Source organism: Alteromonas sp. AMM-1, from assembly GCF_047290655.1.
GTDB lineage: Bacteria > Pseudomonadota > Gammaproteobacteria > Enterobacterales > Alteromonadaceae > Alteromonas > Alteromonas mangrovi.
Window position 1 is genome coordinate 1 of record NZ_JBLBUE010000001.1, and the last position, 25,826, is coordinate 25,826.

The following is a 25,826-nucleotide window of genomic DNA, read 5'->3' on the forward strand; positions in this document are numbered from 1 at the left end:
CCAAGGCGAAAGTGAAGAATCCGAATCGTTGGTCTGGTGAGACCAGAAATTGGGATAAGATCGGAAGCGTAGAGCTAAATCCCGAAAGTAAAAAAGAAGCAGCTTAACAGCTCAGGCGACAACTACCTTGAAAAACGCCGTAGGTGTTGTCTCACTCAGTACGCTTAAACTGGAATATTGAGCAACTGGCTTTACCAGCAGCAATTTGGTAAGGCCAATATACGGAAATAAAAAATTGGTTCAACGTTCTGTTAACAACTTTTTAAAGTGAACAGCTACGATATGTGAAAAAATAAATAAAAAACCAACAAAAACAATTGAATAATGATATCTCCAATATTTAGATAGCACCTATCTAAATATGAAATAGTTAAGTTTTGAACCATTTTTTAAGATAAAAACGTAAATATGTTGATCGCAGCATTGTTATATGCAAGCATTTTGGACTGACCACTATACCAAAAACTCACCAGGTGATTATTATGCAGGAAACATGGCGCTGGTTCGGACCCACCGACACCATTACTTTACGGCAAATCCGGCAAGCCGGCGCAACCGGGATCGTTACGTCGTTACATGAAATCCCTACCGGCGAAGTCTGGCCGCTGGATTTGATTCAGTCGCGTAAAGCTGAAATTGAAGCGGCTGGCATGAATTGGTCTGTAGTAGAAAGCGTACCTTTGCATAACGATATTAAAACCCGCACGGGCGACTACCTTCGACACATCGACAATTATCAACAAACCCTGCGCAACTTAGGCAAAGCCGGCATTGATACCGTTTGCTACAACTTTATGCCGGTGGTGGACTGGACACGCACTAATCTGAGTTATCAGTTACCCAATGCCTCTCAGGCGCTGCGTTTTGAAATGACCGACTTTATTGCCTACGACGTGTTTATGCTGCAACGCGACAACGCAGCGCAAGACTACAATCAAACCCAGCTGGATACTGCCAAAGCGCGCTTTGAAGCGCTGTCGCCCACCGAACGCGAATTGCTAGAGAAGAATATCATTGCAGGCTTACCAGGCGGTGAAGGCTCTTATGACCGCGAGGGCATTCGCAAAGCCATTGCTCAGTTTATTGCACTGGGTACCGAAGGCTACCGTCAGCATCTGTTCGCCTTTCTGAAAGCGATTATTCCTGTAGCAGAAGAAGCCGGTGTGAAAATGTGCATTCATCCTGATGATCCACCGTTTTCGCTATTTGGCTTGCCTCGTGTGGTGTCGACTGCCAGCGACGCCAGAGCCATTCTTGAAGCCGTAAAAAGCCCTGCCAATGGCTTAACCTTATGTGCGGGATCGTTTGGTGCACGGGCTGACAACGACCTGGTTGATATGGTACGCGCATTTGGCCCCAGTATTTTCTTTGTGCATTTGCGTAATGTGAAGCGCGAGCCCGATGGTTCGTTTTACGAATCAGACCACCTCGATGGCGACAACGACATGATTGGCCTGATCAACGCCCTGTTGGACGAGGAAACTAACCGGGGTAAGCGCAATAGTATTCCCATGCGCCCGGACCACGGCCATTTAATGGATGAAGAAATGAATAAGCCCGGCGTACGCCCAGGCTATTCTTATGCTGGCAGAATGAAATCGCTGGCGGAGTTACGCGGTGTCATTCACGTGCTGGAGCGCCTGCGCGCCACAAACTAGCAAACAAAGCAGGGCCTCATTAGCGCAACGCTATCGGCCCTGTCCTTATTTTTTATTTCCCCATTTAAACTATTCCGGATTTGTCCTCGACTTAGCAGGTATTCAACCTTGAAAAGGAAACCTGTTCATGAACATCGCCGATACCAGCGGTCAGGACACCATCATTCAAAAAAAATCCCGGCCACTTAAGTGGTACGCATTGGCTGGCGCAGCTGCCGTAGGCTTGTTGCTGTTTTACGTGGTACCGGCAGTGTCAAGCTGGCAGGCATCAGACGCGTCAGTTTCCGCTGCCCGTCTGCGACTCGCCAGTGTGGCTTATGGCGATCTGGTGCGCGACCTGTCTATCGAAGGTCGCGTGGTGGCGGCGGTAAGTCCTCGCCTATACAGCCCCGCTCAGGGCACCATTACCTTTACCGTTGAAGCCGGTGATGAAGTAGCCAAAGGTCAGGTACTGGCTACCATCGACAGCCCCGATTTAACCAATCAGTTGGAACAAGAAAACGCCGCGCTTGAAGAGTTACACACTGCCTTGTCGCGCCAACGTATCCAGGCCAAGAAAGCCATGCTCGACGACCAGAAAGCCGTGGATCTTGCCAACATTACCCTTACTGCTGCATCGCGGGAAAAGCGCCGGGCCGACAAAGCTTATGAAACCAAAACCATCAGCAATATCGACTTTGAAAAGGCCCAGGACGACCTGCGCAATGCCGAGCTAGTCCACCAGCACGCTATGAGCGATGCCGAACTCAACAAAGAAAGCCTGCTGTTTGAAATTAAAAGTAAAGAGCATCAGCTTACCCGCCAGGAACTCAAAGTTGCCGAATTGCAGCGTCAGGTAGACTCGCTTGAATTGCGCTCGCCAGTGAATGGGATTGTAGGGAATCTTGCCGTTGAACAGAAAAATCAGGTTGCCAAAAACCAAGCCATTTTAAGCGTGGTAGACCTGAGTGAATTTGAACTGGAAGTCGGCATTCCGGAAAGCTACGCCGATGATTTAGCCCTTGGCATGCAGGCTCAGGTGAACGTTAACGGCCAGATGTATCCGGCCAAGCTGGTTACCATTTCCCCTGAAATTGAAAACAATCAGGTAACCGGTCGCGTGCGCTTTACCGCCGACGGCAGCGATGCCTCGCCGGTTGGCCTGCGCCAAAACCAACGACTCACCACCCGTATTCTGATGGAAAACAAATCCAATGTGCTGATGGTACAACGCGGTCAGTTTCTGGATAACGGCGGTGGCCGGGTTGCCTATGTGGTGCGCGACAACATCGCCTATCGCACCCCTATCGCCACCGGTGCCAGGAGCCTGGCTGCGGTTGAAATTACCTCGGGCCTTAGTGAGCACGACACCATTATTGTTTCGGGCATTGCGCAGTTCAACAACGCCGAAACCGTTCTGATTACACAATAAAACGACAGGGAACCAACATGCTATCAATGAACAATATCAACAAGGTTTTTCGCACCGATTTAGTGGAAACCACTGCACTGCGCGACTTTAATCTCACCATAGACGAAGGTGACTTTGTGTCAGTAACCGGCCCGTCTGGCTCAGGCAAAACCACCTTTTTGAACATTGCGGGTCTACTGGAAACCTACACAAGTGGCCAATACCTGCTGGACGGAACTGACGTAAGTAACCTGTCTGATCGTCAGCGCAGCCAGCTTCGCAACGAAAAAATCGGCTTTATCTTTCAAAGTTTCAACCTGATCCCGGACTTGAACCTTTACGACAACGTAGATGTGCCTTTGCGCTATCGCGGCTTTAACAAACAAGAGCGCCACAAGCGCATTACTCAAAGCCTGGAACGTGTAGGCTTAGCCAACCGTATGAAGCATTTACCCGCGCAACTCTCGGGCGGACAACAACAGCGCGTCGCCATAGCCCGCGCGTTAGCCGGTGAGCCGCGTTTTTTACTGGCTGACGAACCTACCGGGAATCTGGACAGCCAAATGGCAAAAAGCGTGATGGCCTTATTGCAGGAAATTAACCAGCAGGGCACTACCATTGTGATGGTCACCCACGATCCGGAACTGGCTATGCAAACCGGCAAAAATGTATTTGTTCGCGACGGACAAATAAGCGAACACGAAACCCTGGTGCCCATGGCACTGGCCAGCAACCAATAGCCAGCTCAGGACACCATTATGTTTTATTACTATTTAAAACTGGCCAGTAAGAGCATTAAGCGCACGCCCTGGCTCAGCGGGTTAATGATGCTGGCCATTGCGCTCGGTATCGGAGCCTGCATGACCACCATCACGGTAAATTACCTGATGTCGGCAAACCCTATCCCGGAAAAAAGCGACCAGCTTTATTACGTCCAGCTGGATAGCTGGAGCCCGCACTTTGCTGCCCGGGAGCCCAACGAGCCGCCCGACCAGTTAACCTGGACCGACGCCACCAACCTGATGCAGGCACAACAGGCATATCGTCAGTCGGCGATGGCCAGTACAGGCGGCGTAGTGCAGCCGGATGATCCGAATGTAAAACCCTTTATGGCCAGCTTACGCCTGAACTTTGCTGACTTTTTCCCCATGTTCAATGCACCGTTTCTATACGGTAGCGGCTGGCAGTACAGCGATGATGTTGCACGCAAACAAGTAGCCGTGATCAGCAAAGAAACCAACGACCGCGTATTCGGTGGTGAGAACTCCGTGGGTAAACCCCTTACTATCGCGGGTGAAATTTTTACCGTGGTAGGCGTGCTTGACGAATGGGTGCTGGTACCGCGCTTCTATGATGTTACCACCGGCGCGTTCAGCGAAACCGAAGAGGTGTTTATTCCGTTTTACATGAAGCAGGTAATGCAGCTGTCGAATGGCGGTAATACCAACTGCTGGAAGTCCCCTGAAGGCGAAGGGTTTGAAGCCTTCCTGATGTCGGAATGTGTTAACTATCAGATGTGGGTTGAGTTACCCACCGATGCCGACCGCGACGCTTACATGACCTTCCTCAACGCGTATGTAGACGAGCAAAAAGCGTTAGGCCGTTTCCCACGCCCTCACAACAACCGTTTATCTGACGTGATGACCTGGATGGAAACCGAAGAAGTGGTGGCCGACGACGCGCAAATCATGATGTACATGGCCTTCCTGTTTTTGTTTGTTTGCATTCTCAATACCGTTGGTTTGTTGCTCTCCAAGTTCGCCACCCGCAATGCTGACGTGGCCTTACGCCGAGCGATTGGCGCTACCAAAAGCGCGATTTTCGCACAGTACATTACCGAAACTGCGTTGATCGGTTTAATCGGTGGCGTATTCGGCTTAGCACTGGCGTCCTTGGGGCTGGAAGCCATTGAATCCTTGTACGGCGACTTCATCAGCGAATTAGTGCACCTGGATACCACGATGGTGGTGCTGTCGTTTGGTATATCCATTGCGGCCAGTGTGCTTGCCGGATGTTACCCCGCCTGGCGCGTGTGCAGCATACCGCCTGCCAGCCAGTTGAAGACCCAATAAGGAGCCCGTGATGAAAACCAATTTAGAGTTTGGCCCTATTTGCCGCGCGCTACTGCGCAACAAAGTGGGGGCCGTGTTAATCGCGCTGCAAATCGCATTAACCATGACCATAGTGGTGAACGCGATATTTATTATTGTGGAGCGTCAGGGATTAATGCAGCGCGAAAGCGGTATTGATGAAGCCAACAGCTTTTACTTAACCAGCACCGGCTTTGGCAAAGACTTTGAACCCAAACGCATTATTGATCAGGATCTGGATGTGATCCGCAATACACCTGGGGTAGTGGATGCCATTCAGATTAATGCTATTCCCATCAGCGGCGGGGGCTGGTCGATGAGCCTCACTACCGAGCCAGGAGATGATCAGGACGATGTGAGCACCGCCGTCTATTTTGTAGACACCCACGGTATCGACGCCCTTGATTTAGAGGTGGTTGCTGGCGGCAACTTTGCGTCTACCGATATACGCTGGCGGGAACGCAATCAACCAGACTGGCCGGATACAGCCATGATCACCAGGGCGCTGGCAGAAAAGTTGTTTCCCGACATTCCATGGCAAAGCGTAGTAGGCAAAACCGTTTACATTGGTGAGGATGAGCCTGTTATTGTTACCGGCATTGTAGATAAGCTGCAAGCGCCCTGGATAGGCTGGAGCGAATTGGAAAACGCCATGCTGTCGCCAGAAAAAATGGTAACTGAGTCTACCCGTTACTTTATTCGCACCGAACCAGGCCAACGCGACCGTTTAATGGCAGAGCTGGAAAACACCTTGGCTAATGCCTACGGGAATCGCCTTATTCGCAATGTGACTACGGTTACCCAAACCCGTGAGCAAAGCTATCGTCAGCACAGTGCCATGATTAAAATCCTGTCTACCGTAATGGTGCTGCTAACGCTTATCACCGCTATGGGGATTGTGGGTTTAACCAGCTTTAATGTTAACCGCCGCCGCAAGCAAATTGGTACCCGTCGAGCACTGGGAGCGAGCAAACAGGCCATCGTGCGCTACTTTATGCTGGAAAATGTGATCATCAGTACCACCGGCATTCTGTTGGGTGTAGCAATGACAATTGGTTTAAATATGCTGCTGATTGAATGGTTTGCGATGACGGCACTGGATTGGTATTACATTCCGGCGGGCATGGCGGTGCTATTTGTAGTGGGTCAGTTAGCGGTACTGGGGCCTGCGCTAAAAGCCGCAGCCACACCACCCGCTATTGCCACACGCACGGTGTAAATAGCTTTACTCATTTGGTGAACGTAAACAGCCAACGCTTGTTGGCTGTTTGTTTAACCTGCTCTACTTGTCGGTTAACGCCGCATATTTTGCGCGGAATCCCATTAAGTCCAATTGTTCAAATTGCTTGCGGAACTTGGTCATTTCACTGTCTGAAAACCGCGTGTGAATTGCCCCTATATCCTCCTCCAGATGATGCAATTTTGTGGTGCCTGGGATAGGCACAATAAAGGGCTTTACCGACAACAACCAGGCAATGGCAAACTGCACAGGCGACATACCTCGTTCTGCCCCCCACTCTCGCACCAGATTGAGTATTGCCATGTTCTTTTCAATGGCCTCCGGCGTGAAATACGGCACTGATACGAAGCGCGATGGCTCACTGAAACGGCTGTACTCGTCGAATTTATCGGCTAAGAAGCCCCGGCACACCGAACCCCATGGCACAAACCCAATCCCCAGTTCTTCACAAGTTGCCAGCACCTGATTCTCCACTGAGCGTTCCATAATGGAATATTCACTTTGAACCGCGGTAACCGGATACTCTGCATGGGCCTTGCGCAATGTGGTTGGCGACACTTCCGACAGTCCAAAATAGCGGGCTTTACCTTCTTTAATTAATTCCCCTACCGCACCAGCAACCTCTTTCACCGGCACATTCGGGTCGACTCGGTGGAGGTACAATAAATCAATGCGGTCTGTGCGAAGGCGCTTCAACATACCTTCTACTGCGGTGCGAATAGCGTCAGGACGCGAGTCACGCCCTGCCCGCTGGCCGTTTTCAAACTTAAAGCCGAATTTACTGGCGAGCACCACGTCATTTCTCACCGGTTGCAGTGCTTCACCAACGATCTCTTCATTAGTAAATGGGCCATACACTTCGGCGGTATCAAAAAATGTTACGCCACGCTCTACTGCTCCGCGAATCACCGGCACCATGTCTTTTGCACTACGCGGCGGGTTATAACTGCCGCTGGACATACTCATGCAACCCAGACCAATTGGCGATACCGTTAACTCGCCAAGCTTACGGGTGTTGTTGCCTACCACGGCAGTGGAACAACCCGGTGCCGACTGATAGCCTGCAACGGCAGATGCACTGGCAAGCGACGCTGCGATACCCGTACCCGCAATAGCAATATTGCGGATAAACTGTCTTCTCTCAGGTACCGTGTTGGGTTTGTTTTCCATTTACGTTCTCCCCGCATGAGTAGTTACTGCTGAGCAGCTAACAAATAGTGTTGTTACTCCATATTACGGGGCGTACGCAGCAAGCAGTAGTGAATAAAACACCATGAGTTTATGAATGAAATTTATTAATCACGCATGCTTTTATTCAATATTTAACTACCTGCCCGTCACTAATTTGAACACCGAAACCGATTTCGCTGGCAAGGTCAGCAGCAAAGCTTCTTCATTGGCCGCTGAAAACTGGACTGGCGCCATTACAACCTGATTGGAATCATTGAATGTATTGATGGCATTAACGTTGTCTGCCGTTAGTACATACCCCTTAGCCTGAGTAACCAACAAGGTTTCAGGCAAGGTAATAGCGGTAGATGCATGTGGGTGCAGATTCACCACAGACAACCACAAATTGTCTTCTGTATCTCTTGCCAACACAGTATCAATTCGAGGCAATGTAACGCCCTCCATCGAAAACGATTCTGTTTGCGGAGCGAGCGGGATCAGGGTTGCCCCCTGAAAAGGCTTGTACATCTTATAAAGGTAATACGTGGGTGTTAGCACCATCTCTTTACCACGGGTAAGAATCATCGATTGGATCACATTCACCATTTGGGCAATATTTGCCATCTTCACCCTGTCTGCTTTGCGCATAAACGTATTCAGGGTTATTGCCGCAGTGAGCGCATCCCTCAGGCTGTTCTGTTGTTTTAAAAACATGGGATTTTCTGATAGTTCGGGTTTTAGCCAGTTACCCCACTCATCAACTACCAGGGCAACTTGCTTCTTCGGATCGTATTTGTCCATAATGTCGATATGGCGCTGAAGAATATCGTCCATTTGGTAGGCCATGTGCATGAATTTCAGGTACTCGGAAACTGAAAAATCGATGGAAGAATCAGACATCGGGCCACGACTCATGGTGTAATGATGAAGTGACATCGCATCAAACACGGGTAAGTAACCCGGTGCAGCGGCCCAGGCACGCATGAGTGATTCGGTAAAAGCCACATCGTTATCATTAGGACCAGCAGCTACACGGATCATGGCATCGGGATTCTGAGCGCTATGATTAAACAACAAATCTATCCCGGAAAATCGTTGTTGAGGATGATGGTTCAGTGCCAGAACACTGTAAGGTTTCAGCCGGGCGAAATACTCCTCTGCAGACATTGCACCGCCGCACCCCCAGGCTTCGTTTCCCAATCCAAGATATTTTACCCGATAGGGTTCGGGATGACCATTTTTCTCCCTGGCATTCACTAATGTTGTTGGTATATCAGCGGTTAGATATTCAAGCCAGTCCGCTGCTTCCGCTACCGAGCCTGAACCAACATTTACAGAGATATATGCCTCGCTACCAATCTGTTTAGCCAATTCCATAAATTCGTCAGAACCAAACTGATTAGTTTCTATTACATTGCCCCATCCGTTAATTCTTGAAACACGTTCAGAAGCAGCGCCAATCCCATCGCGCCAATGATACTGGTCGGCAAAACACCCGCCAGGCCAACGCAATACCGGAACATTTAATTCCCGCAGTGCATTCACTACGTCAGAACGGATACCATTTACATTGGCAATTGATGAGTCACGACCTACCCAAATACCGCCATATATTCCTTCACCAATATGCTCTGAAAACTGACCAAAAATATCTCGATTTATAACAGGACCCGTAGTATCCGAGAGAATGTCAAGTTGCGTATTGGCCTGCACAACACACGCCCAGCACAAGCAGGCAAGATTAAATAACAGAATTGCGATTGATTTTTGATTTGGCAGGCTGCTTTTACCTAACCCCATACCCTATTCCTTCTCTACTAACGCGCTCTCGGCAAGGTATTCACCCTGTGATTTGAGTGTGATTAATGTTCAAGCAGACGTTAATAAAGCGTTTCAATAAAGTAAAATAGGGAATTTTCGACAAAGCATAGCCACAGGCTATAACTTGTTGTGATCAAATAAGCATAAAGTCAGTGATGAACATCTATGTGAGCTGAGGAAAGCGAATCAGCAAGACTAATCCACGTAGAACGGAATATTCGCATTAGCCACTTTGCCACTGCTACCCAGAACGTAGGCGAACAAGCGATAGCCTCCGGGCTTTTGCGGTGCATTGAGCGTCATATTTCCGGTGTGATTATCTCTTACTACCAGCCCTTGTAGAGGCTGTGGACGGGATTCCGGATCGCCGCCAGCTTTAATATCGGTGCTCTCCGGTAACACTTCCCAACGAATAGTGTAACCGTCGGCCTGATACTCGCCCACCGCCAGATTCACATGCAGCGGCTCACCGGGTTTTACATGAATATTGTTCATGGCCACCTTACCATTCAACGTAAACGATTTGATATAAGGCGCTCTCACCGAAGGCCACGTACCCTGCCAGTTATAATGCAGCGCATCGACCACTTCATTGGGGTAACCCGCTTCGGTAAATACACCGTACCAGGTTGGCGTGGTTTCCTGCTTCTGCCCCCACAGGAAAGCATAAGAACCTAATGCTCTTCCCGGCGCGGCTAACACACCGGCGGCATAACGCTCCCGATAAGACTGAGCTTTTTGAGTACTGGTTTGTTCAATAGGTACATCCCAATCGGTTTTTGGTACCTGCCAATGGCCCGTTGGCCCCCATTCTGTTACCACATACGGGCCACTATATCCCATATCCAGTAACGCTTTGGGCAAGGTTTCCAAACCGCCGTAAATATTAATACTCAGATAATCAATATCAGGTACCCGCTCCAGAATAAGATCGAGCTTGGTTTTATCCATCCCGGCGGTAACCGTGGTGATTAAATGATTCGGGTCCAGTGCTTTGATCATGGCTGCGATGTCTTGTACCGCAAACCACACCTTGGTGTTGGTGTAGAACAAATCGACTTCGTTGCCAATTCCCCACGCCAACAATGCAGGATGATCCTTAAACGCCAGAATTTGCGTTTTCACCCAGGCTTTTTGCTTTGCCACCGCGTCTTCGTCGTTGTAGTCGAAACCGTGACGTTCATGACCAATACGCAAACCCAGCATCACGGTTAAGCCGTGTTTATGCGCCTCATCTAATACCGCCTTGGCGTTGTCTGTACCCCAGGTGCGAATAGAGTTCCCGCCGCTTTGCGCAAGTAATGCCAGATTACTTCTGCCGCCAGCCCCTTTGATAAAATAAGGCTTACCGTCGCGATGAATCACATAGCCATTGTTGGTTGCAATAAGCTCTGATTTAACTGGAGATAATAACGCCGGGCTAGAGGTATTTGCCCGGGCCGAAGATAATGCAATGCATTGCATTAAAAGAATGAGTAGCAGCGTCCTTATTGTAGCGATGATTGCTCTCCCCCACTGTCCATGTATTTGCTGCAAAACCTGTGAGCGCCTTTTTACACACTGTATCACCAGTGAATGTACGCGCTTCCATGCACCTACTATACTGTTTTGTTTACATTTTACTCAACAGTTTTTTTAACATTTATTTGAAATAATCAAACTCAACTTTGATTTAGCTAAAAGAAAAATCATGAGCTGCGTAATGGATTCTCACCAAATTTACGCAAACCATTGCAAAGGGTGATGTTGTTTAATAGTCAATCAAACATACTGAGCAGCGGCCCAGCCGCTGCTCCAGGCCCACTGGAAGTTGTAGCCGCCGAGCCAGCCGGTGACGTCTACCACTTCGCCTATAAAGAACAGTTGTTCTACTTTCTTGCTCATCATGGTTTTAGACGATAGTTCATCGGTATCTACGCCGCCTAGCGTGACCTCTGCTGTGCGGTAACCTTCTGTACCGTTTGGTTTTATTTGCCAGTCGGTGAGTTGGGTTGCAATGTGTGCTATGTCTTTGCTGTTGAGTTGTTTCAGCGGTTTGTTTTCCCAGCCATTCAATTCACACAAGGTGGTAGCCACGCGTTTTGGATAGTGTTTTGCCAGCCAGGTTGTTAATAAAGAATCAGGGTTCTTTAATTGTGATTCGGCCAGGTCCTCGCTAATGTCCACACCCGGCGCGGCATTCAGGTGCAAGGTGTCACCGGGATGCCAGTAGCTGGAAATCTGTAGCATGGCCGGGCCGCTTAAGCCCCGGTGGGTAAATAGAGTCGCTTCTTTGAACGTGGTATTGTTACAGCTGGCGTAGGTGTCGATGGCGATACCACTTAATTGGGATAACAGGTTTTTTTCGTGCTCGTGCAGCGTAAAAGGCACCAAGCCTGCGCGGGTAGGCAACACCTTTAAACCAAACTGCTCTGCAATCTGATAACCAAACGGTGTGGCACCCAATTTCGGTAAGCTCAGGCCACCGGTTGCAATAACCAAAGACTCACATTGGTAATCGCCTTGTGTGGTTGTTAGTGTGAAGCCTTCATCGGCTTTTGCTACAGCACCAATTTCGCAGTGCGTGGTAATGGTTACACCGGCCTTGCTGCATTCCTTTACCAGCATATCCACAATGTCCGATGCTGAGTTATCGCAGAACAGCTGGCCTAAGGTCTTTTCGTGATAGGGGATGCCGTATTCCGCCACCAGCCCAATAAAATCCCATTGAGTGTAGCGGCTTAATGCAGACTTACAAAAGTGAGGGTTATTACACAGGTAGTTTTCGGCACTGGCGTACATGTTGGTGAAGTTACACCGACCGCCGCCAGACATCAGAATTTTGCGGCCTATTTTTTTGGCGTGGTCCAGCACCAGTACCTTTCGGCCCCGTTTGCCTGCCTGTGCCGCACAGAATAACCCTGCCGCACCGGCACCAATCACTACCACATCGAACTGTTTCACTACACGCTCCTCTTGCAAGGAGCGTAGTATAATACCAATTCTTATAGAAGTTTACCCACTCAGCAACACTGGCAGGTTTTTTAGCTAGGCTTGGTTGCACAGGTTTGGTGGTGCCAAATCAAGCAAGCGTAACAACGCTAAAAAGCCTGCCAGTGTTGCCCGTAGGGAGTGGCCAAAACGACTTACATCTGTGTTGCGCCCTCCGGACATAGAATGACTATGCCTCGGAGTGCGCGTCGTGATCTAAGTCGTTTTGACTCACTCTGAGAGGGCAAACTTCTATAAGAATTGGTATAAGTCAGTTCAGGTAAATAGGGTATGCTTCAGCTAGCGGCTTGCCGCTTGTGCCACCACATCCAAACGCGCTTTCCATGGGTCAACGCCATGGCTACCCTCGCCTGCGCGGTTAAAGTCCATCATATTGGACGTAGCCGGCTCAAAGGCTTGCCAGGTAGCCAAACCCTCGCCATTTGGATTCCCCGTTTTAGCAAAGTTAGCTACGTACTGGTGGATCATGTATGACGTAGTAGCGTCTTTAGGGGTGAGTGCCGAACCGTATTTTGCATCCACGGTTTGAAAGAAAAACGGGATATCAGACGCGTGCGCGGCACCGGGTTCGTTACTCAGGGATTCCGCCACGTAACCAAAACGGTAGTAATAGGCCTGGTGGCCTAGCTTGGTCATATTGGTAGCAACAAATCTGGCTGGCTCCTGCATCATGCGATCCTGCCCGGCCATATAACCTACCAATTGCAGAGGCGCGTCACCCGTTGGGTCGTAAGCAGCTTCGGCGGCTTGGGCAAACTCACCGTAAGAGGCAAATAAACTGGCTTTGTCGGGGAATGCGTTAAAGCCAATGTCCATACTGGTTGCCCCTACCATCACATCTACGTCGGCAACCGTGGCATTTTCCAGTGCCGTTTGGATACTACCTGTGATCAGTTCGCTGTCTTGTACCGGGCCTCCCACGTAAGTGGTTTTTCCGCCCGCAGGTGGTGCAAACATGCTTGCCAGGTTATAGCCGTCTACTACGCTCTCGCCACTTAACTCACGCAATGCCGCCAGTGCTTCAGCGCCTGACGTGCTGATGCCTTTGGCCTCGGCAAAGTTTTCACCAATGGCTTCAGCCGATTGCTCACCCGCGTCTGCTTTGCTGAGCACTCTGCGCTGCGTTAACGAGCGACCGCCACCCGACATGATCACAGCGCGCTGGAACAATCCTTTAGCTGGTGCAGTTTGCATCAAGGTTAACACCGAATCGCCACCGGCAGATTCACCCATAATGGTTACGTTTGAAGGGTCGCCTCCGAAGGCAGCAATATTATTTCTTACCCAGTGAAGCGCAGTAACCTGATCCATCACGGCAAAGTTAGCCGTGGGCTCGTTATTGGCGTTTGCTTCCTCGGTGAGCGCTGGATGCGCAAAGAAGCCAAATCGACCCAGCCGGTAGTTAAAGCTCACAAAAATGACGCCGTTTTCGGCAAAGTGCTCACCGTTATACACCGCTGGTGATGCACCACCATTTACGTAACCACCGCCGTAAATCCAAACCAGTACTGGCGTTTTTTCAGTGGCATTGGCAGGTTTCCACACGTTTACGTATAAACAATCTTCAGCCGGGGTTTTGCCCAACGGAGCAGCATCGCTAGGGAAAGGTAACTGCATACAGTCGTTGCCATAGTCACTGGCATCCAGTACACCTTGCCATGGCTGTACTGCTTGAGGGGCCCGCCAGCGCAAGTCACCCACCGGCGGCGCTGCAAAAGGAATCCCTTTAAATGCGATAACCTGATCGGATTTTACGCCTTGCACTGTGCCGCCGCTTACGGTTACCTGTGCCGGATCGGCTTTTTCGCCACAGCCGCTTAACGACAGCGCCATGACACATCCCAAAACGAGTTTCCGCCCTGATACCTGAAGTTTCATAGTGATTCCTTTTTTATGGCAACGTTTATATTTGTTATGTGAGTTAACATTTTTAAACTGACACAAATACGCACAAAACGGAATACACAAAACACTGAAGATACGTTGTTTTTTGTAATGCGCCCCATGCGAGGAACAAATACATATCGGCGATGGGAATGCTTCAAGGCGAAGAAAAGGATAACCGCAGGAGGGAAAAACTAAGAAGGCAGTTGCCTTCTTAGTATAAGAGATGTGTTACAGGTTCTTCAGCATGGTTTCAGCATCGCTCACTTCAAAGCGACCCGGATCTTCAACAAAAATCTTCACCACTTCGCCGTCTTCCACCAGCATAGAGTAACGCACTGAACGGGTACCACCAAAATCACTGGTATTCATATCCATGCCAACGCTTTTGGTGAAAAAGGCATTGCCGTCGGCCAGCATTAAAATTTCTTCGGCATTGGAGGCTTTGCCCCAGGCGTCCATTACGTAGGCATCGTTTACACTCAGGCACACAATGGTATCTACACCTTTGGCTTTAATTTTATCAGCTAATGCCACATAGCCAGGTAAATGCGCCTGGGAACAAGTTGGTGTAAACGCACCCGGTACGGCAAACAACACAACGCGTTTTCCGCCGAAAACTTCGTTGGTACGGGCATCGGTCATTTTTCCATCTTTTATGAATCCAAACGACACTTCAGGTAAAGTACTTCCCACTTCAATCATGCTTGTCTCCCAAGTAATAGAGTTATAGTGGCAACGCCGTTGCAGCAACGGCCATAAATTGTTCTAAATACTATAACAGCATAGTTAAACATTGATATATACATCAAACCGATGTTTTTTGCTGCTAATGGCCATGGAAGGTTTGGTTTGCGCCAAAAATGGAGCGCTGTTGGGGCGCTTTACCACCACACGCTTTAACGCAATGGCCTGAGCAGCGGGTAGCAGTGCGTCTGCATCGGCGTCCGGACCCAGTAATTCCTGAAAAACACGCATTTCTTTTTTCACTAACGCCGATTTTTTCCGATGCGGAAACATCGGGTCCAGATATACCGCATCCACACTCCCCTTGGGTTGAGTTTGCATGTATTCGGCGCTATTGGCGTGAACCAATTGAAAACGGGATGCCAATGCGGGTTCCTGAAGTGCCAGTCTACGCAGGCCATCGGCCAACAAGGCGTATACCACCGCCGAGCGTTCAACCAGGGTGACATTTGCACCTAACGCCGCCAGCACGATCGCATCACGGCCGAGGCCCGGCGTGGCATCAAGCACATTGAGGTGCTGACCATTCTTTATGCCAATGGCTTTTGCAATGGGCTCTTTACTGCCCCCGCCATGCGCCCGCCGGTACTGGCTTTGGCCAGACAAGAAATCTACTTTTACACCAACACTTTTGGCATCACTCGCGTCGTTTAGCACCAGACAGTCGTCTGCCATATGCAGTTGCAATGGTGCATCACTGTGCTGTGTAACGGTGATCCCTGCTTGTTGCACTATAGCAAGCACGGCTTCTTCTGTAGCACTGGGCGCGGCTTGATTGTCGAAAATAAAGGGTAAATCAGGCATGACCATATTGCTCCTTATGACCAATCCAGCGATTAATGATGGCCTGCGCATGAGCTGGATACTCCTGCCACAACTTCACAGCAATGTGCTGTACCTGCGGTATGAGCTGGGCATCGCGCACCAGATCGGCAATTTTTAACTCGGCCATACCGGTTTGACGGGTGCCCATGAGTTCTCCGGGGCCGCGAATCTCCAAATCCCGCTGCGCGATATAAAAACCGTCGTTAGACTCCCGCAATACCGCCAATCGCTTGGTAGCGGTTTTCGATAATGGACTTTGATACATCAGTACACAATGGCTTTCTACCGCGCCGCGCCCTACTCGCCCGCGTAACTGGTGTAACTGGGCTAACCCAAGGCGCTCAGGGTTTTCAATGATCATCAGGCTGGCATTGGGTACATCCACACCTACTTCAATTACCGTGGTGGCTACCAGTAAATCCAGCTCACCCGATTTAAACGCATCCATTACCGCTAACTTTTCTGCGGCCTTTAAGCGGCCGTGCACCAAACCAACATTTAAGTCGGGCAGGGCGGTTTTAAGGATTACAGCGGTGTCTTCTGCTGCCTGACACTGCAGTACTTCGGATTCATCAATCAGCGTACACACCCAGTACGCCTGACGCCCTTGCTCGCCGCAGGCTTCCCGTACCCGTTCAATCACATCGCCGCGCCGGGTATCAGGCAGGGCCACGGTTTTTACCGGCGTGCGCCCGGGTGGTAATTCATCAATCACCGAGGTATCCAAATCAGCGTAAGCTGTCATGGCCAGCGTGCGGGGAATGGGGGTAGCGGTCATAATTAACTGATGCGGAAAACGCCCTTGTGCTTCGCCTTTTTCGCGCAGTGCCAGTCGCTGATGCACACCAAAGCGATGCTGCTCGTCAACAATTACCAGCGCCAGTTGGCTATACGTTACCTGCTCCTGAAAAATCGCATGGGTGCCTACCAGCATTTGAATCGTGCCGTTGGCGAGGTTTTCCAGCACTTGCTCGCGCGCTTTGCCTTTTAATTTACCTGCCAGCCAGCCCACCTGAATCCCCAGAGGCTCCAGCCATTGGCTGAAGTTATTGGCGTGTTGCTCGGCCAACAGCTCAGTCGGCGCCATAAGGGCTACCTGATACCCCGCGCCAATTGCCGACAGCGCGGCCAGTGCGGCCACCAGGGTTTTACCCGACCCCACATCGCCCTGCACCAGACGCATCATTGGCCGTGGCTGTCGCATATCCTGTTGAATATCCGCTACCACCCGCTGCTGTGCACCGGTAGGTGAAAACGGCAGGTTGCCGAGCAGTTTATTGATCAGGGCATTGTCTACGTTGATAGCAATACCGGGTTGCGCGTCGCTTTGCTGGCGAATTTTCAGCACGCTTAAATGCTGAGCCAGTAACTCTTCCAGAATCAAACGCATTTGCGCGGGATGCTTACCGCCTTCCAGTTGCTCTACGGCGACACTGGGTGGCGGACGATGAACAAGCTTTAATGCCTCGGTCAAACTCACCTGTTGGCTGTACATACCGTCGGGTAACAAGTCATTGAGCGCACCTTTATCCAGCATAGCCAGCGCCTGTTCAGTTAGGTTGCGCAGAGTAAGTTGTTTCACGCCTTCGGTGGTTGGGTACACCGGGGTTAAGGTTTCTTCCAGTTCTTCGGTATCGGCTTCGATGAGTTTAAATTCCGGGTGCATCATTTCCAGCCCCCATTTGCCGGTACGGATTTCACCAAAGCAACGTAGTTCATTGCCGGGTGTCATCATATTGCGTTGCAACGCCCCGAAGTGAAAAAAACGCAGGGTAATGGTGCCGGTGCCATCGCTAAGCTTCACCACCAGCATGCGTTTTTTGCCGTACTGGATATCGGCCGACATTACCTCACCCAGAATGCTAACGTGAGTAAATGGCCGGCAATCGCCGATGGTGTAAATGCGCGTGCGATCCTCGTAGCGGGATGGCAAATGAAACAGCACATCCTGCACGGTATTTAAGCCTATTTTCGCGAGTTTTTCTGCGACTTTTGCGCCCACGCCTTTAAGTTGTGTAATAGGTAGCGTGGCAAGCGACTCTTCCGCTCGCATAATAATAAGTATTCCTTCCTGTATTTATAGACAGCAGTGTAATTCAAGCCCAGGCGCAATGCGAGCCTGAATCCCCGCTGTTTGCAGTGAGCGCCTCATTACCTGCTAATTCACAGGCACAATACGAACAAATGCGCCGTTTCTGTACTGTATGAAGGTAGCGTTTTACTTGTGGGTATGGTGATATATTGCTCCATGGTTGATGAAAGGAATATCCGATGTTTGTGCCCGCCCCGTTTGCGTTTAAAGAACAGCACGAGCAACTGGCGTTTATTGATGAGTATGCTTTTGCGGTGCTGGTAAGCCAGGATCTGCAGGCCACCCACATTCCATTGCTGGCGCGCCAGGAGGGTGATGATTTAGTGCTGGAAGGGCATGTGGCGCGTGCCAACCCACATTGGAAACAGCTGAATAACACAGAAACATTAGCCGTGTTCGCCGGCCCTCATGCCTATATTTCGCCAACCTGGTATGCCAGCGCACCCAATGTTCCTACCTGGAATTATGTTGCCGTGCATGCCAAGGGCTACCTTAACGCAATGGATGATGCCGCAACCCTGGATGTAGTAGACCGTATCATGGATAAATTTGAACCCGCCATGGCCCGCCCGGCTGCTGGTACCGACCAAGCGGATTATCAGCAAAAACTGCTGCGCGGTATTGTGGGAATTCAGCTCAGAGTGACATCGCTTCAAGGGGTGAGAAAACTGGGGCAACACAAATCGGCAGATGACAAAGCCGGTGTATACAACGGTTTGCGCAACACGGGTCGTCACGATGCGCTGGATTTAGTGGATTACATGCAGCGCAATAACATTGCCTGTCCTCAGGATTAGCTTGCGAGTTTTAGCGGGTAAGATTTGCTCTCTAGATTTGGCACTGAGAATTAGCCGGGCCGCATAGCCCGGCTGATTAGCAGTGTGCTCCTTGGCTGTAAACCCTAGTTAGCCAGCACTTTAGCGACACTCAGGATAAGCGCTGCCGATGGACGCACCTTAAAATCAGGGTTTACGTAGCTGAATTCCACTACGCCCTGCTGATTCACTATAAACACACCAGGTGCGGGTAATACAGCATTACCATCTGCGTCTGTTGCCAGATTGATGTTATTGGCGGCATAGCGCATTTGCGTCACTTTATCTACGTGGAAAGCCAAGCCGAATTCGCGGATCGCATTGAGTGCAGTATCAGACAATTGAATAACCTGCATCTCGGTATTGAGTGCCTGCTTTTGCAGATTCGCAGGCGTTTCTGGCGAGATTGCTAAGATTTGATAACCCAGTTCAACAATCTCCTGTTCAACTGTTTGCAGTTCAGCAAACTGACGGTTGCAATAAGGGCACCAGCCACCGCGATAAAACAGGAGCACCGTTGGCTTTTGCATAGTCAGCCCGGCCAGGCTGACCGGCGTACCGTCGGCCAGATAAACGGTAACATTAGGAATGGTCATGCCGTTCAATAGCGGCCTTACCGCATCGGCCTCAGGCGCGATGTCACGCGGCTGGGCAATCGATGAACAGGAAACAAGCACACTTATAAAGAGCGCAGTAATAAGTAGTAAACGCATTGGGATCTCTCAGTCAGTTAGGTATAAAAAAGACCAGCAATGTGGTCTTTTTCTTTCGGGCTGTTTGCCTGTTTTGGCTGAGCGTAAGTTTTTATGCGTTGAGCAGCGACTTAAACGCGCTGGTGTTGATATCCATTTTTGCCCACCAGGCATCGTCAGCAGCAATTTGCCCCCGATCATCAATCACCGGATAGGGCAAATCCCGGCTTCGGCACACTTTCGCCAGCACCGGATACCCGCCTTCAAACAAAATGCGCTGACATTCGGCTTCGGTGAGTTGCTGAATCTGGTACATGCCTGCATTCTGACGCTGACGCTGTGCTTCGTACAGCACCAGAGCGGCAGCTACCGACACGTTAAGCGATTGCACCATGCCTACCATGGGGATAACAATTTCTTTATCACACAGGGCAATGGCTTCATCGGTTGCGCCATACTTTTCCTGGCCAAACAGAATTGCCGTAGGCCGGGTGTAGTCTACTGCGCGAAAGTCTACAGCCTCGTCAGACAAGTGGGTAACCAGTACCTGCATGTTATTCGCTTTGAGCGCGCGAATGGCATCGCCCACATTTTGATGGGTGTCTACACCTACCCAGCGCTCGCTGCCCATGGCGGTACCACGGCGAATGCCATAGCGGCTTTCCCATATAGCGTGCACTTTGTGAATACCAATGGCATCACAGGTGCGAACCACAGCCGACACATTGTGCGGCTTGTGGACGTTCTCAAGGCATACTGTCAAATCCGTCTGACGTTTGGCCAGCATGTTTCTGATGCGCTGGTAACGTTCAGGTGTCATGACTTACTCCGGCAACTCCATTACGCCATCGATTTCGATTAGCGCATCTTTCGGCAGTGCTTTAATACCAATTGCCGCGCGAGCCGGGTAGGGCTGAGTGAAGTATTTAGCCATAATTTCGTTTACGGTGGCAAAATTGCTCAGATCCAACAAGTAGATGTTCACTTTCACCAGGTCGTTGGTTGAACCGCCAGCGGCTTCACAAACCGCTTTGATATTTTCAAATACCTGAGTGGCTTGTTCCGCAAAATCATCAGACACCAATTGCATGGTTGACGGCACCAGTGGGATCTGGCCAGACAAATATACTGTGGTACCTGCTTTAACAGCCTGGCTATAAGTGCCAATTGCCGCAGGGGCCTTATCGGTTTGAATAATTGACTTAGACATAATGAGTCCTGTGGATAATGGATTTATTGCTGACGCGACTGGCTGTGTCGCGACACTTTTTGTACTTCTTGCATGGTGCGTATTTTACGCATTACATTGGCCAGGTGCACCCGATTGTACGTAGTCAGTTCAATATCCACAAAGTAGACATTGCTCTCTTTCTCTTCGGTTTGCAGGCCTATGATATTGGAATCACACGAGGCGATATTGTTTGTCAGGGTGGCTAGTGTACCCTGATGGTTAATCAGTTCGATGCGCAATGATGCCTTAAATTCACCCTGCGGCTCTTCGTCCCATTGCATGCGCAGCACGCGCTGAGGTTCTTCCTTAGCCAGCTTGCGAATATTCGGACAGCCATTCTGGTGAATGGTCATGCCTTTACCCGGGCTGAGGACCGAGACAATTTCGTCATCCGGAATGGGGTGACAGCAGCGTGCGTAGGTAACCAGAAGTCCTTCCGTACCACGGATAGCCACATTGCCTTTTTTCTCGGTGAGATCTTCGCTTTCACCCAGTAACCGGCGGGCAACAATGGCGCTAAGCTCGTTGCCTAACCCAATATCCACTAACAGATCATCAAATGTCTCGTGCTTGGTTTCTACCACTACGCGGTCGATGTCTGCCTGGGCAATATCATCCAGCTTCACTGACCCCAATGCATGGCGCAACAGGCGGTTACCCATGTTAATGGCTTCCTGGGATTGCTGTTTACGCAGGTACTGGCGAATGCGGGTGCGCGCTCTGGCGCTCACTACAAAGTTCAGCCAGTTGGCATTGGGTTTGGCTTTCGGCGAGGTAATAATTTCAACGGTTTGCCCGTTTTCCAGCGGCTTGCTTAAGCTGTAATTACGGCGCTCAACACGCACACCCACGCAGGTATTACCCACATCGGAATGCACCGCATAGGCAAAGTCCACTGCGGTTGCGCCCGACGGCAACTCAATAATTCGGCCATCCGGTGTAAACACGTAAATTTCGTCGGGAAACAGATCGGTTTTTACGCTTTCGATAAATTCAAACGACGAACTGGCGCTTTGCTGTAATTCAAGCAGCGACTGCATCCATTTGCGGGCCCGCAATTGTGCGGTGGTACCATCACCGGATTCTTTGTACAACCAGTGTGCAGCAACACCTTTATCGGCCATTTGGTCCATGGCCATGGTGCGAATTTGCACTTCCACCGGAATGCCGTGTGGGCCTACCAGAGAAGTATGCAGCGACTGGTAACCGTTGGTGCGTGGAATAGCAATATAGTCTTTAAAGCGAGTCTCAATGGGCTTATACAAGCCGTGCATCGCCCCCAGAGAGCGATAGCAGTCGTCTACCGACGTAACCACAATACGAAACGCATAGATGTCCATGACTTCATTGAACATCTTTTCCTTGTTTTTCATTTTGCGGTAAATGGAATACAAGTGTTTCTCGCGACCAATCACCGACGCATCAATTTTGTATTCGGCTAACCGGGTAGACAATTCCTTTCGAATATTTTCGATGATTTCCTTGCGGTTACCCCGCGCTTGCTTCACCGCCGATTTCAGCGCGCGATGGCGCATGGGGTACATAGCCTGAAAGCCTAAGTCTTCCAGTTCATTCTTAATGTCGTGAATACCCAAGCGATGCGCAATAGGCGAATAGATTTCTAACGTTTCCAACGCAATACGACGACGCTTGTCGGGGCGCAAAGAGCCGAGAGTGCGCATGTTGTGTGTGCGGTCGGCCAGCTTGATCAGAATAACCCGGATGTCCTGCACCATGGCCATCATCATTTTGCGGAAGTTTTCAGCCTGTGCTTCCTGCTTGCTGCTAAAGGCTATTTTGTCGAGCTTGCTCACGCCTTCCACCAGATCAGCCACCGTATTGCCAAAGGCATCGGCCAAATCTTCCTGGTTGTAGTGAGTGTCCTCGATTACGTCGTGGAGAAGGGCGGCCATGAGGGTTTCATGGTCCATGTGCATATCAGCCAGAATACTGGCTACAGCAACCGGGTGCGTAATGTAGGGATCGCCACTTGAGCGCATCTGTCCATCATGCGCTTCGTGCGCCAATACAAAGGCTTCCTGTACGAGTTGAACCCGTTCAGGCGACAAGTATTCGGCGATTTTTTGCTTTAACCCTTCAAACAGATACACGTTTGTTACGCATTTCCAATAATATCAAGCGTTAAGAATACGGTGAAATGAGCAGCTTTCCAACGAAAAACGCCAGTGTTTCTTGAATAAGAAGCACTGGCGCTGTCAAAAAGTACTGCCAGAGGCCGTTGGGCTTACTGGTCAGACAGAAGACTTGCTACTGAAGCAAACTCTACGTGGTCCTGGCTTTGCTGGTCACGCAGCTCATCCTGTTCGATGGTTTCAGCGTTAACCAGACCTTCTTCGATTTCGCGTAATGCAATAACGGTAGGCTTGTCGTTACTCGCATCAACCATCGGCTCTTTGCCTTCTGTGGCGATTTGGCGGGCACGACGTGCAGCAACCAGTACCAGGTCAAAACGGTTACCAACTTTATCAACTGCATCTTCGACTGTAACGCGAGCCATGTATATCTCCGAACTGAACAATACTATTACTAAAAATGGCCGCGTAGTATACAACAACACGGCGGGAAAAGGGTAGTACTAAATTTGAGCTTAGCCCAATAAACTCCTGACCAGCGCGTTATGGCGCAGTTGCTGTTTATGGGTTCGCAACCGCTGCGTCTGCACAATGTAATTTAATTCGGCCAACGCGGTGTTAAAGTCATCGTTGATCAGCACGTAATCAAATTCGTCGTAGTGCGACATTTCCGATACGGCTTCGGCCATGCGTTTGGCAATCACGCTTTCATCGTCCTGCCCGCGACCTTCGAGGCGCTGGCGCAGTGTTTCCACCGACGGCGGCAATATAAACACACCACAGGTATCGGGCATCAGCTTTTTCACCTGTCGGGCACCTTGCCAGTCGATATCCAGAAACACATCAATGCCCTGATGCAGGGTTTGTTCTATGGTGATCCGCGACGTGCCGTAGTAATTGCCAAACACTTCTGCATATTCAAAAAATGCATTTTGCGCGATCAGTGCCTCAAACTCGGCATGCGTAACAAAATGATAATGCTCGCCGTTTACTTCTCCCGGACGGGGTGCACGGGTAGTGTGCGACACCGATACCTGCAACGGATTGGCACCCGCAGGCGGTGTTTGTGCCAGCAAGGCTTTAATTAAACTCGATTTGCCCGCCCCGGACGGCGCAGCCAGAATAAACAGGTTGCCCAGTAATGTACTCATATCGCGTACCACTTCATCAACAGTGTATGCTAAATCCCGATTGTAGCACACCGAGGCGTAGCTATTCACAGCCTTTGTCATAAATTCAATGACATGCCACCGTTGTCTCAAAAATCGCGATTGCTCCGGCCGAGGCATGATGGTAGTTTTGCACTGCAGTATTCCAAATTACTAAATCCGGCGCAGAACAACAAAATCAAGGACATCGTTACCATGAGCCAGCCGTTACCTTATGTTGATATCAATCCCGTTTCAGCCGCTACAGCTACCGTGATCTGGTTGCATGGTCTGGGCGATTCCGGTCATGGGTTTGCGCCCATCGTTCCGGAATTACAGCTTCCCGAAGACATGGCTATTCGCTTTGTTTTTCCGCATGCGCCTGAACGCCCGGTGACCATCAACGGTGGAATGCGCATGCGCGCCTGGTACGACATCAAATCAATGGATTTTGATAAACGTGCCGATCTAGGCGGAGTGAGAGAGTCAGCAGAATTGGTTGAGCAGCTTATTGAAGCTGAAATTGCCAAAGGCGTACCGGCTAACCGCATTATCCTTGCCGGATTTTCTCAGGGCGGCGTAATTGCACTGCACCTTGGCACGCGTTACAGCAAAACCCTGGCCGGTATTCTGGCACTGTCTACTTACCTGTGCGAGCCTGCATTGCTCGCCAATGAAGCCAGTGATGCCAATAAGCATACGCCTATCCAGTTTGGCCATGGTACGCACGATGACGTGGTGCCGGCTGCAATGGGGCAAGCCGCTTTTCAAACCCTGCAGGATGCAGGCTATCAGGTAAGCTGGAAAGCCTACGCCATGCAGCACAACGTGTGTATGGAAGAAATTCACGACATCAGCGCCTGGATCCAGGCCAGACTCAGTTAGTCACCGTTGCATAGAGGCAGATCAAGCTAATTTCGTCGCGCGTTCAGGCAATTTCAGTTACACTGTGCTGATTGAATTTGTATTTGAAACACAAGAATTTACCCTATGGCGAACAATGCAGTGAAGCCTCATCGCACCATTAGAATTGCCACACGCAAGAGCGCTCTGGCCATGTGGCAAGCCGAGTATGTGCAAGCGCAGTTATTGCACCATCACCCTCACCTCAGTGTTGAACTGGTACCGATGTCTACCCAGGGTGACCGGATTCTGGATACGCCCCTTGCCAAAATTGGCGGCAAAGGGTTGTTTATAAAAGAACTGGAAGTCGCCATGCTGGAAGGCCGTGCCGACATTGCCGTGCATTCTATGAAAGATGTGCCGGTAGACTTCCCCGAAGGATTTGGCTTACACGCCATTTGCCCGCGCGAAAATCCGTTCGACGCCTTTGTATCTAATCGCTTTGATTCGCTTCAGTCGTTACCTGAAGGCGCAGTGGTAGGCACCAGCAGTCTTCGCCGTCAGTGTCAGTTAAGGCATCACCGTCCGGATTTAGTGATCAAGGATTTGCGCGGCAATGTAAATACCCGTTTGGCAAAGCTGGATGCCAATGAATACGATGCCATTATTCTGGCCTGTGCAGGTTTAATTCGTTTAGGCATGGAAGATCGCATCACCCAGCCAATCCCTCACACCGATTCGCTGCCCGCAGTGGGTCAGGGTGCAGTGGGCATTGAGTGCCGCAACGACGACGCAGAACTGATAGAACTACTTAGTGCGCTGAATCACGCCGACACTGCCAGCCGTGTAACAGCTGAGCGCGCCATGAATGCGCGTTTGGAAGGCGGTTGTCAGGTACCCATTGGCAGTTATGCCACGCTGCAGGGCGACACTCTTCACCTTACGGGACTGGTAGGCACAGCAGATGGTTCTGTGATCCTGTATGCCAACGCACAAGGGCATCGCGACCAGGCCATAAACCTTGGCATAGAAGTGGCTGAGTCACTGTTGGCCCAGGGCGCAGCCGACATTTTATCTGCGCTTCACAACGATTAAG

Annotated in this window: 22 protein-coding genes; 8 read left to right on the forward strand and 14 right to left on the reverse strand. The window is 50.3% G+C overall.

Going from position 1 to position 25,826, the window contains the following annotated elements:
• Nucleotides 1-482 precede the first annotated feature (482 nt).
• From uxuA to ACLR2L_RS00025, 5 genes are all read left to right on the forward strand, one after another.
• Nucleotides 483-1,658, forward strand: a complete 1,176-nt coding sequence (gene uxuA, locus ACLR2L_RS00005) for a mannonate dehydratase (RefSeq protein WP_413364559.1) — start codon at nt 483-485, stop codon at nt 1,656-1,658.
• A gap of 127 nt (nt 1,659-1,785) precedes the next feature.
• Nucleotides 1,786-3,069 carry an efflux RND transporter periplasmic adaptor subunit gene (locus ACLR2L_RS00010; protein WP_413364561.1) on the forward strand — a complete coding sequence of 428 codons (1,284 nt, stop codon included), beginning with the start codon at nt 1,786-1,788 and terminating at the stop codon, nt 3,067-3,069.
• A 17-nt stretch (nt 3,070-3,086) separates the two neighbouring features.
• Nucleotides 3,087-3,788, forward strand: coding sequence for an ABC transporter ATP-binding protein (locus ACLR2L_RS00015; RefSeq protein ID WP_413364563.1), 702 nt, complete (start codon nt 3,087-3,089; stop codon nt 3,786-3,788).
• Between the two features lie 18 nt (nt 3,789-3,806).
• Complete coding sequence (locus ACLR2L_RS00020; RefSeq protein ID WP_140958327.1) at nt 3,807-5,120, forward strand: ABC transporter permease; 1,314 nt, start codon at nt 3,807-3,809, stop codon at nt 5,118-5,120.
• A gap of 10 nt (nt 5,121-5,130) precedes the next feature.
• Complete coding sequence (locus ACLR2L_RS00025; protein WP_413364566.1) at nt 5,131-6,357, forward strand: ABC transporter permease; 1,227 nt, start codon at nt 5,131-5,133, stop codon at nt 6,355-6,357.
• A 63-nt stretch (nt 6,358-6,420) separates the two neighbouring features.
• Here ACLR2L_RS00025 and ACLR2L_RS00030 read toward each other — a convergent pair whose 3' ends face one another.
• The 8 genes from ACLR2L_RS00030 to recG form a co-directional block, all read right to left on the reverse strand.
• The gene (locus ACLR2L_RS00030; protein WP_413364568.1) at nt 6,421-7,548 is read right to left on the reverse strand and encodes an aldo/keto reductase; all 1,128 of its coding nucleotides are present in this window, start codon (nt 7,546-7,548) and stop codon (nt 6,421-6,423) included.
• Between the two features lie 156 nt (nt 7,549-7,704).
• A complete protein-coding gene (locus ACLR2L_RS00035) occupies nt 7,705-9,348 on the reverse strand; it encodes an alpha-N-arabinofuranosidase (protein ID WP_413364570.1) in 1,644 nt (547 codons plus the stop codon).
• Between the two features lie 216 nt (nt 9,349-9,564).
• Nucleotides 9,565-10,833 (reverse strand): glycoside hydrolase family 2 TIM barrel-domain containing protein, encoded by a 1,269-nt coding sequence (locus tag ACLR2L_RS00040; RefSeq protein WP_413364572.1) that lies wholly within the window; start codon nt 10,831-10,833, stop codon nt 9,565-9,567.
• Nucleotides 10,834-11,130: 297 nt separating this feature from the next.
• Nucleotides 11,131-12,312: an NAD(P)/FAD-dependent oxidoreductase gene (locus ACLR2L_RS00045; RefSeq protein WP_413364574.1), complete on the reverse strand. Its 1,182-nt coding sequence runs from the start codon at nt 12,310-12,312 to the stop codon at nt 11,131-11,133.
• Nucleotides 12,313-12,639: 327 nt separating this feature from the next.
• Nucleotides 12,640-14,238 carry a carboxylesterase/lipase family protein gene (locus ACLR2L_RS00050; protein ID WP_413364576.1) on the reverse strand — a complete coding sequence of 533 codons (1,599 nt, stop codon included), beginning with the start codon at nt 14,236-14,238 and terminating at the stop codon, nt 12,640-12,642.
• Nucleotides 14,239-14,475: 237 nt separating this feature from the next.
• Nucleotides 14,476-14,949: a peroxiredoxin gene (locus tag ACLR2L_RS00055; RefSeq protein ID WP_413364578.1), complete on the reverse strand. Its 474-nt coding sequence runs from the start codon at nt 14,947-14,949 to the stop codon at nt 14,476-14,478.
• A gap of 84 nt (nt 14,950-15,033) precedes the next feature.
• Nucleotides 15,034-15,795, reverse strand: a complete 762-nt coding sequence (locus ACLR2L_RS00060) for a class I SAM-dependent methyltransferase (protein ID WP_413364580.1) — start codon at nt 15,793-15,795, stop codon at nt 15,034-15,036.
• A complete protein-coding gene (gene recG, locus ACLR2L_RS00065) occupies nt 15,788-17,869 on the reverse strand; it encodes an ATP-dependent DNA helicase RecG (RefSeq protein WP_413364582.1) in 2,082 nt (693 codons plus the stop codon). Before recG ends, ACLR2L_RS00060 begins: the two co-directional genes overlap by 8 nt.
• A 218-nt stretch (nt 17,870-18,087) precedes the next feature.
• Here recG and ACLR2L_RS00070 point away from each other — a divergent pair, with 218 nt between their 5' ends.
• The gene (locus tag ACLR2L_RS00070) at nt 18,088-18,705 is read left to right on the forward strand and encodes an FMN-binding negative transcriptional regulator (RefSeq protein ID WP_413364584.1); all 618 of its coding nucleotides are present in this window, start codon (nt 18,088-18,090) and stop codon (nt 18,703-18,705) included.
• A 104-nt stretch (nt 18,706-18,809) separates the two neighbouring features.
• Here the strand turns inward: ACLR2L_RS00070 and ACLR2L_RS00075 are convergent, their stop codons facing one another.
• The 6 genes from ACLR2L_RS00075 to gmk form a co-directional block, all read right to left on the reverse strand.
• Nucleotides 18,810-19,436: a peroxiredoxin-like family protein gene (locus ACLR2L_RS00075; RefSeq protein ID WP_413364586.1), complete on the reverse strand. Its 627-nt coding sequence runs from the start codon at nt 19,434-19,436 to the stop codon at nt 18,810-18,812.
• A 91-nt stretch (nt 19,437-19,527) separates the two neighbouring features.
• Nucleotides 19,528-20,235, reverse strand: coding sequence for a tRNA (guanosine(18)-2'-O)-methyltransferase TrmH (trmH, locus tag ACLR2L_RS00080; protein ID WP_413364588.1), 708 nt, complete (start codon nt 20,233-20,235; stop codon nt 19,528-19,530).
• A 3-nt stretch (nt 20,236-20,238) separates the two neighbouring features.
• Nucleotides 20,239-20,625 (reverse strand): RidA family protein, encoded by a 387-nt coding sequence (locus ACLR2L_RS00085; RefSeq protein WP_140958347.1) that lies wholly within the window; start codon nt 20,623-20,625, stop codon nt 20,239-20,241.
• Between the two features lie 23 nt (nt 20,626-20,648).
• Nucleotides 20,649-22,757 carry a bifunctional GTP diphosphokinase/guanosine-3',5'-bis pyrophosphate 3'-pyrophosphohydrolase gene (gene spoT / locus ACLR2L_RS00090; protein WP_413364590.1) on the reverse strand — a complete coding sequence of 703 codons (2,109 nt, stop codon included), beginning with the start codon at nt 22,755-22,757 and terminating at the stop codon, nt 20,649-20,651.
• Nucleotides 22,758-22,891: 134 nt separating this feature from the next.
• Nucleotides 22,892-23,164: a DNA-directed RNA polymerase subunit omega gene (gene rpoZ / locus ACLR2L_RS00095; protein WP_140958349.1), complete on the reverse strand. Its 273-nt coding sequence runs from the start codon at nt 23,162-23,164 to the stop codon at nt 22,892-22,894.
• A gap of 90 nt (nt 23,165-23,254) precedes the next feature.
• A complete protein-coding gene (gmk, locus tag ACLR2L_RS00100) occupies nt 23,255-23,890 on the reverse strand; it encodes a guanylate kinase (RefSeq protein ID WP_413364787.1) in 636 nt (211 codons plus the stop codon).
• Between the two features lie 213 nt (nt 23,891-24,103).
• On the opposite strand from gmk, the gene ACLR2L_RS00105 reads away from it, so the two are divergent.
• Nucleotides 24,104-24,772, forward strand: coding sequence for an alpha/beta hydrolase (locus tag ACLR2L_RS00105; RefSeq protein WP_413364593.1), 669 nt, complete (start codon nt 24,104-24,106; stop codon nt 24,770-24,772).
• 105 nt (nt 24,773-24,877) lie between these two features.
• Nucleotides 24,878-25,825 carry a hydroxymethylbilane synthase gene (gene hemC / locus ACLR2L_RS00110; RefSeq protein ID WP_413364595.1) on the forward strand — a complete coding sequence of 316 codons (948 nt, stop codon included), beginning with the start codon at nt 24,878-24,880 and terminating at the stop codon, nt 25,823-25,825.
• Nucleotide 25,826 lies beyond the last annotated feature (1 nt).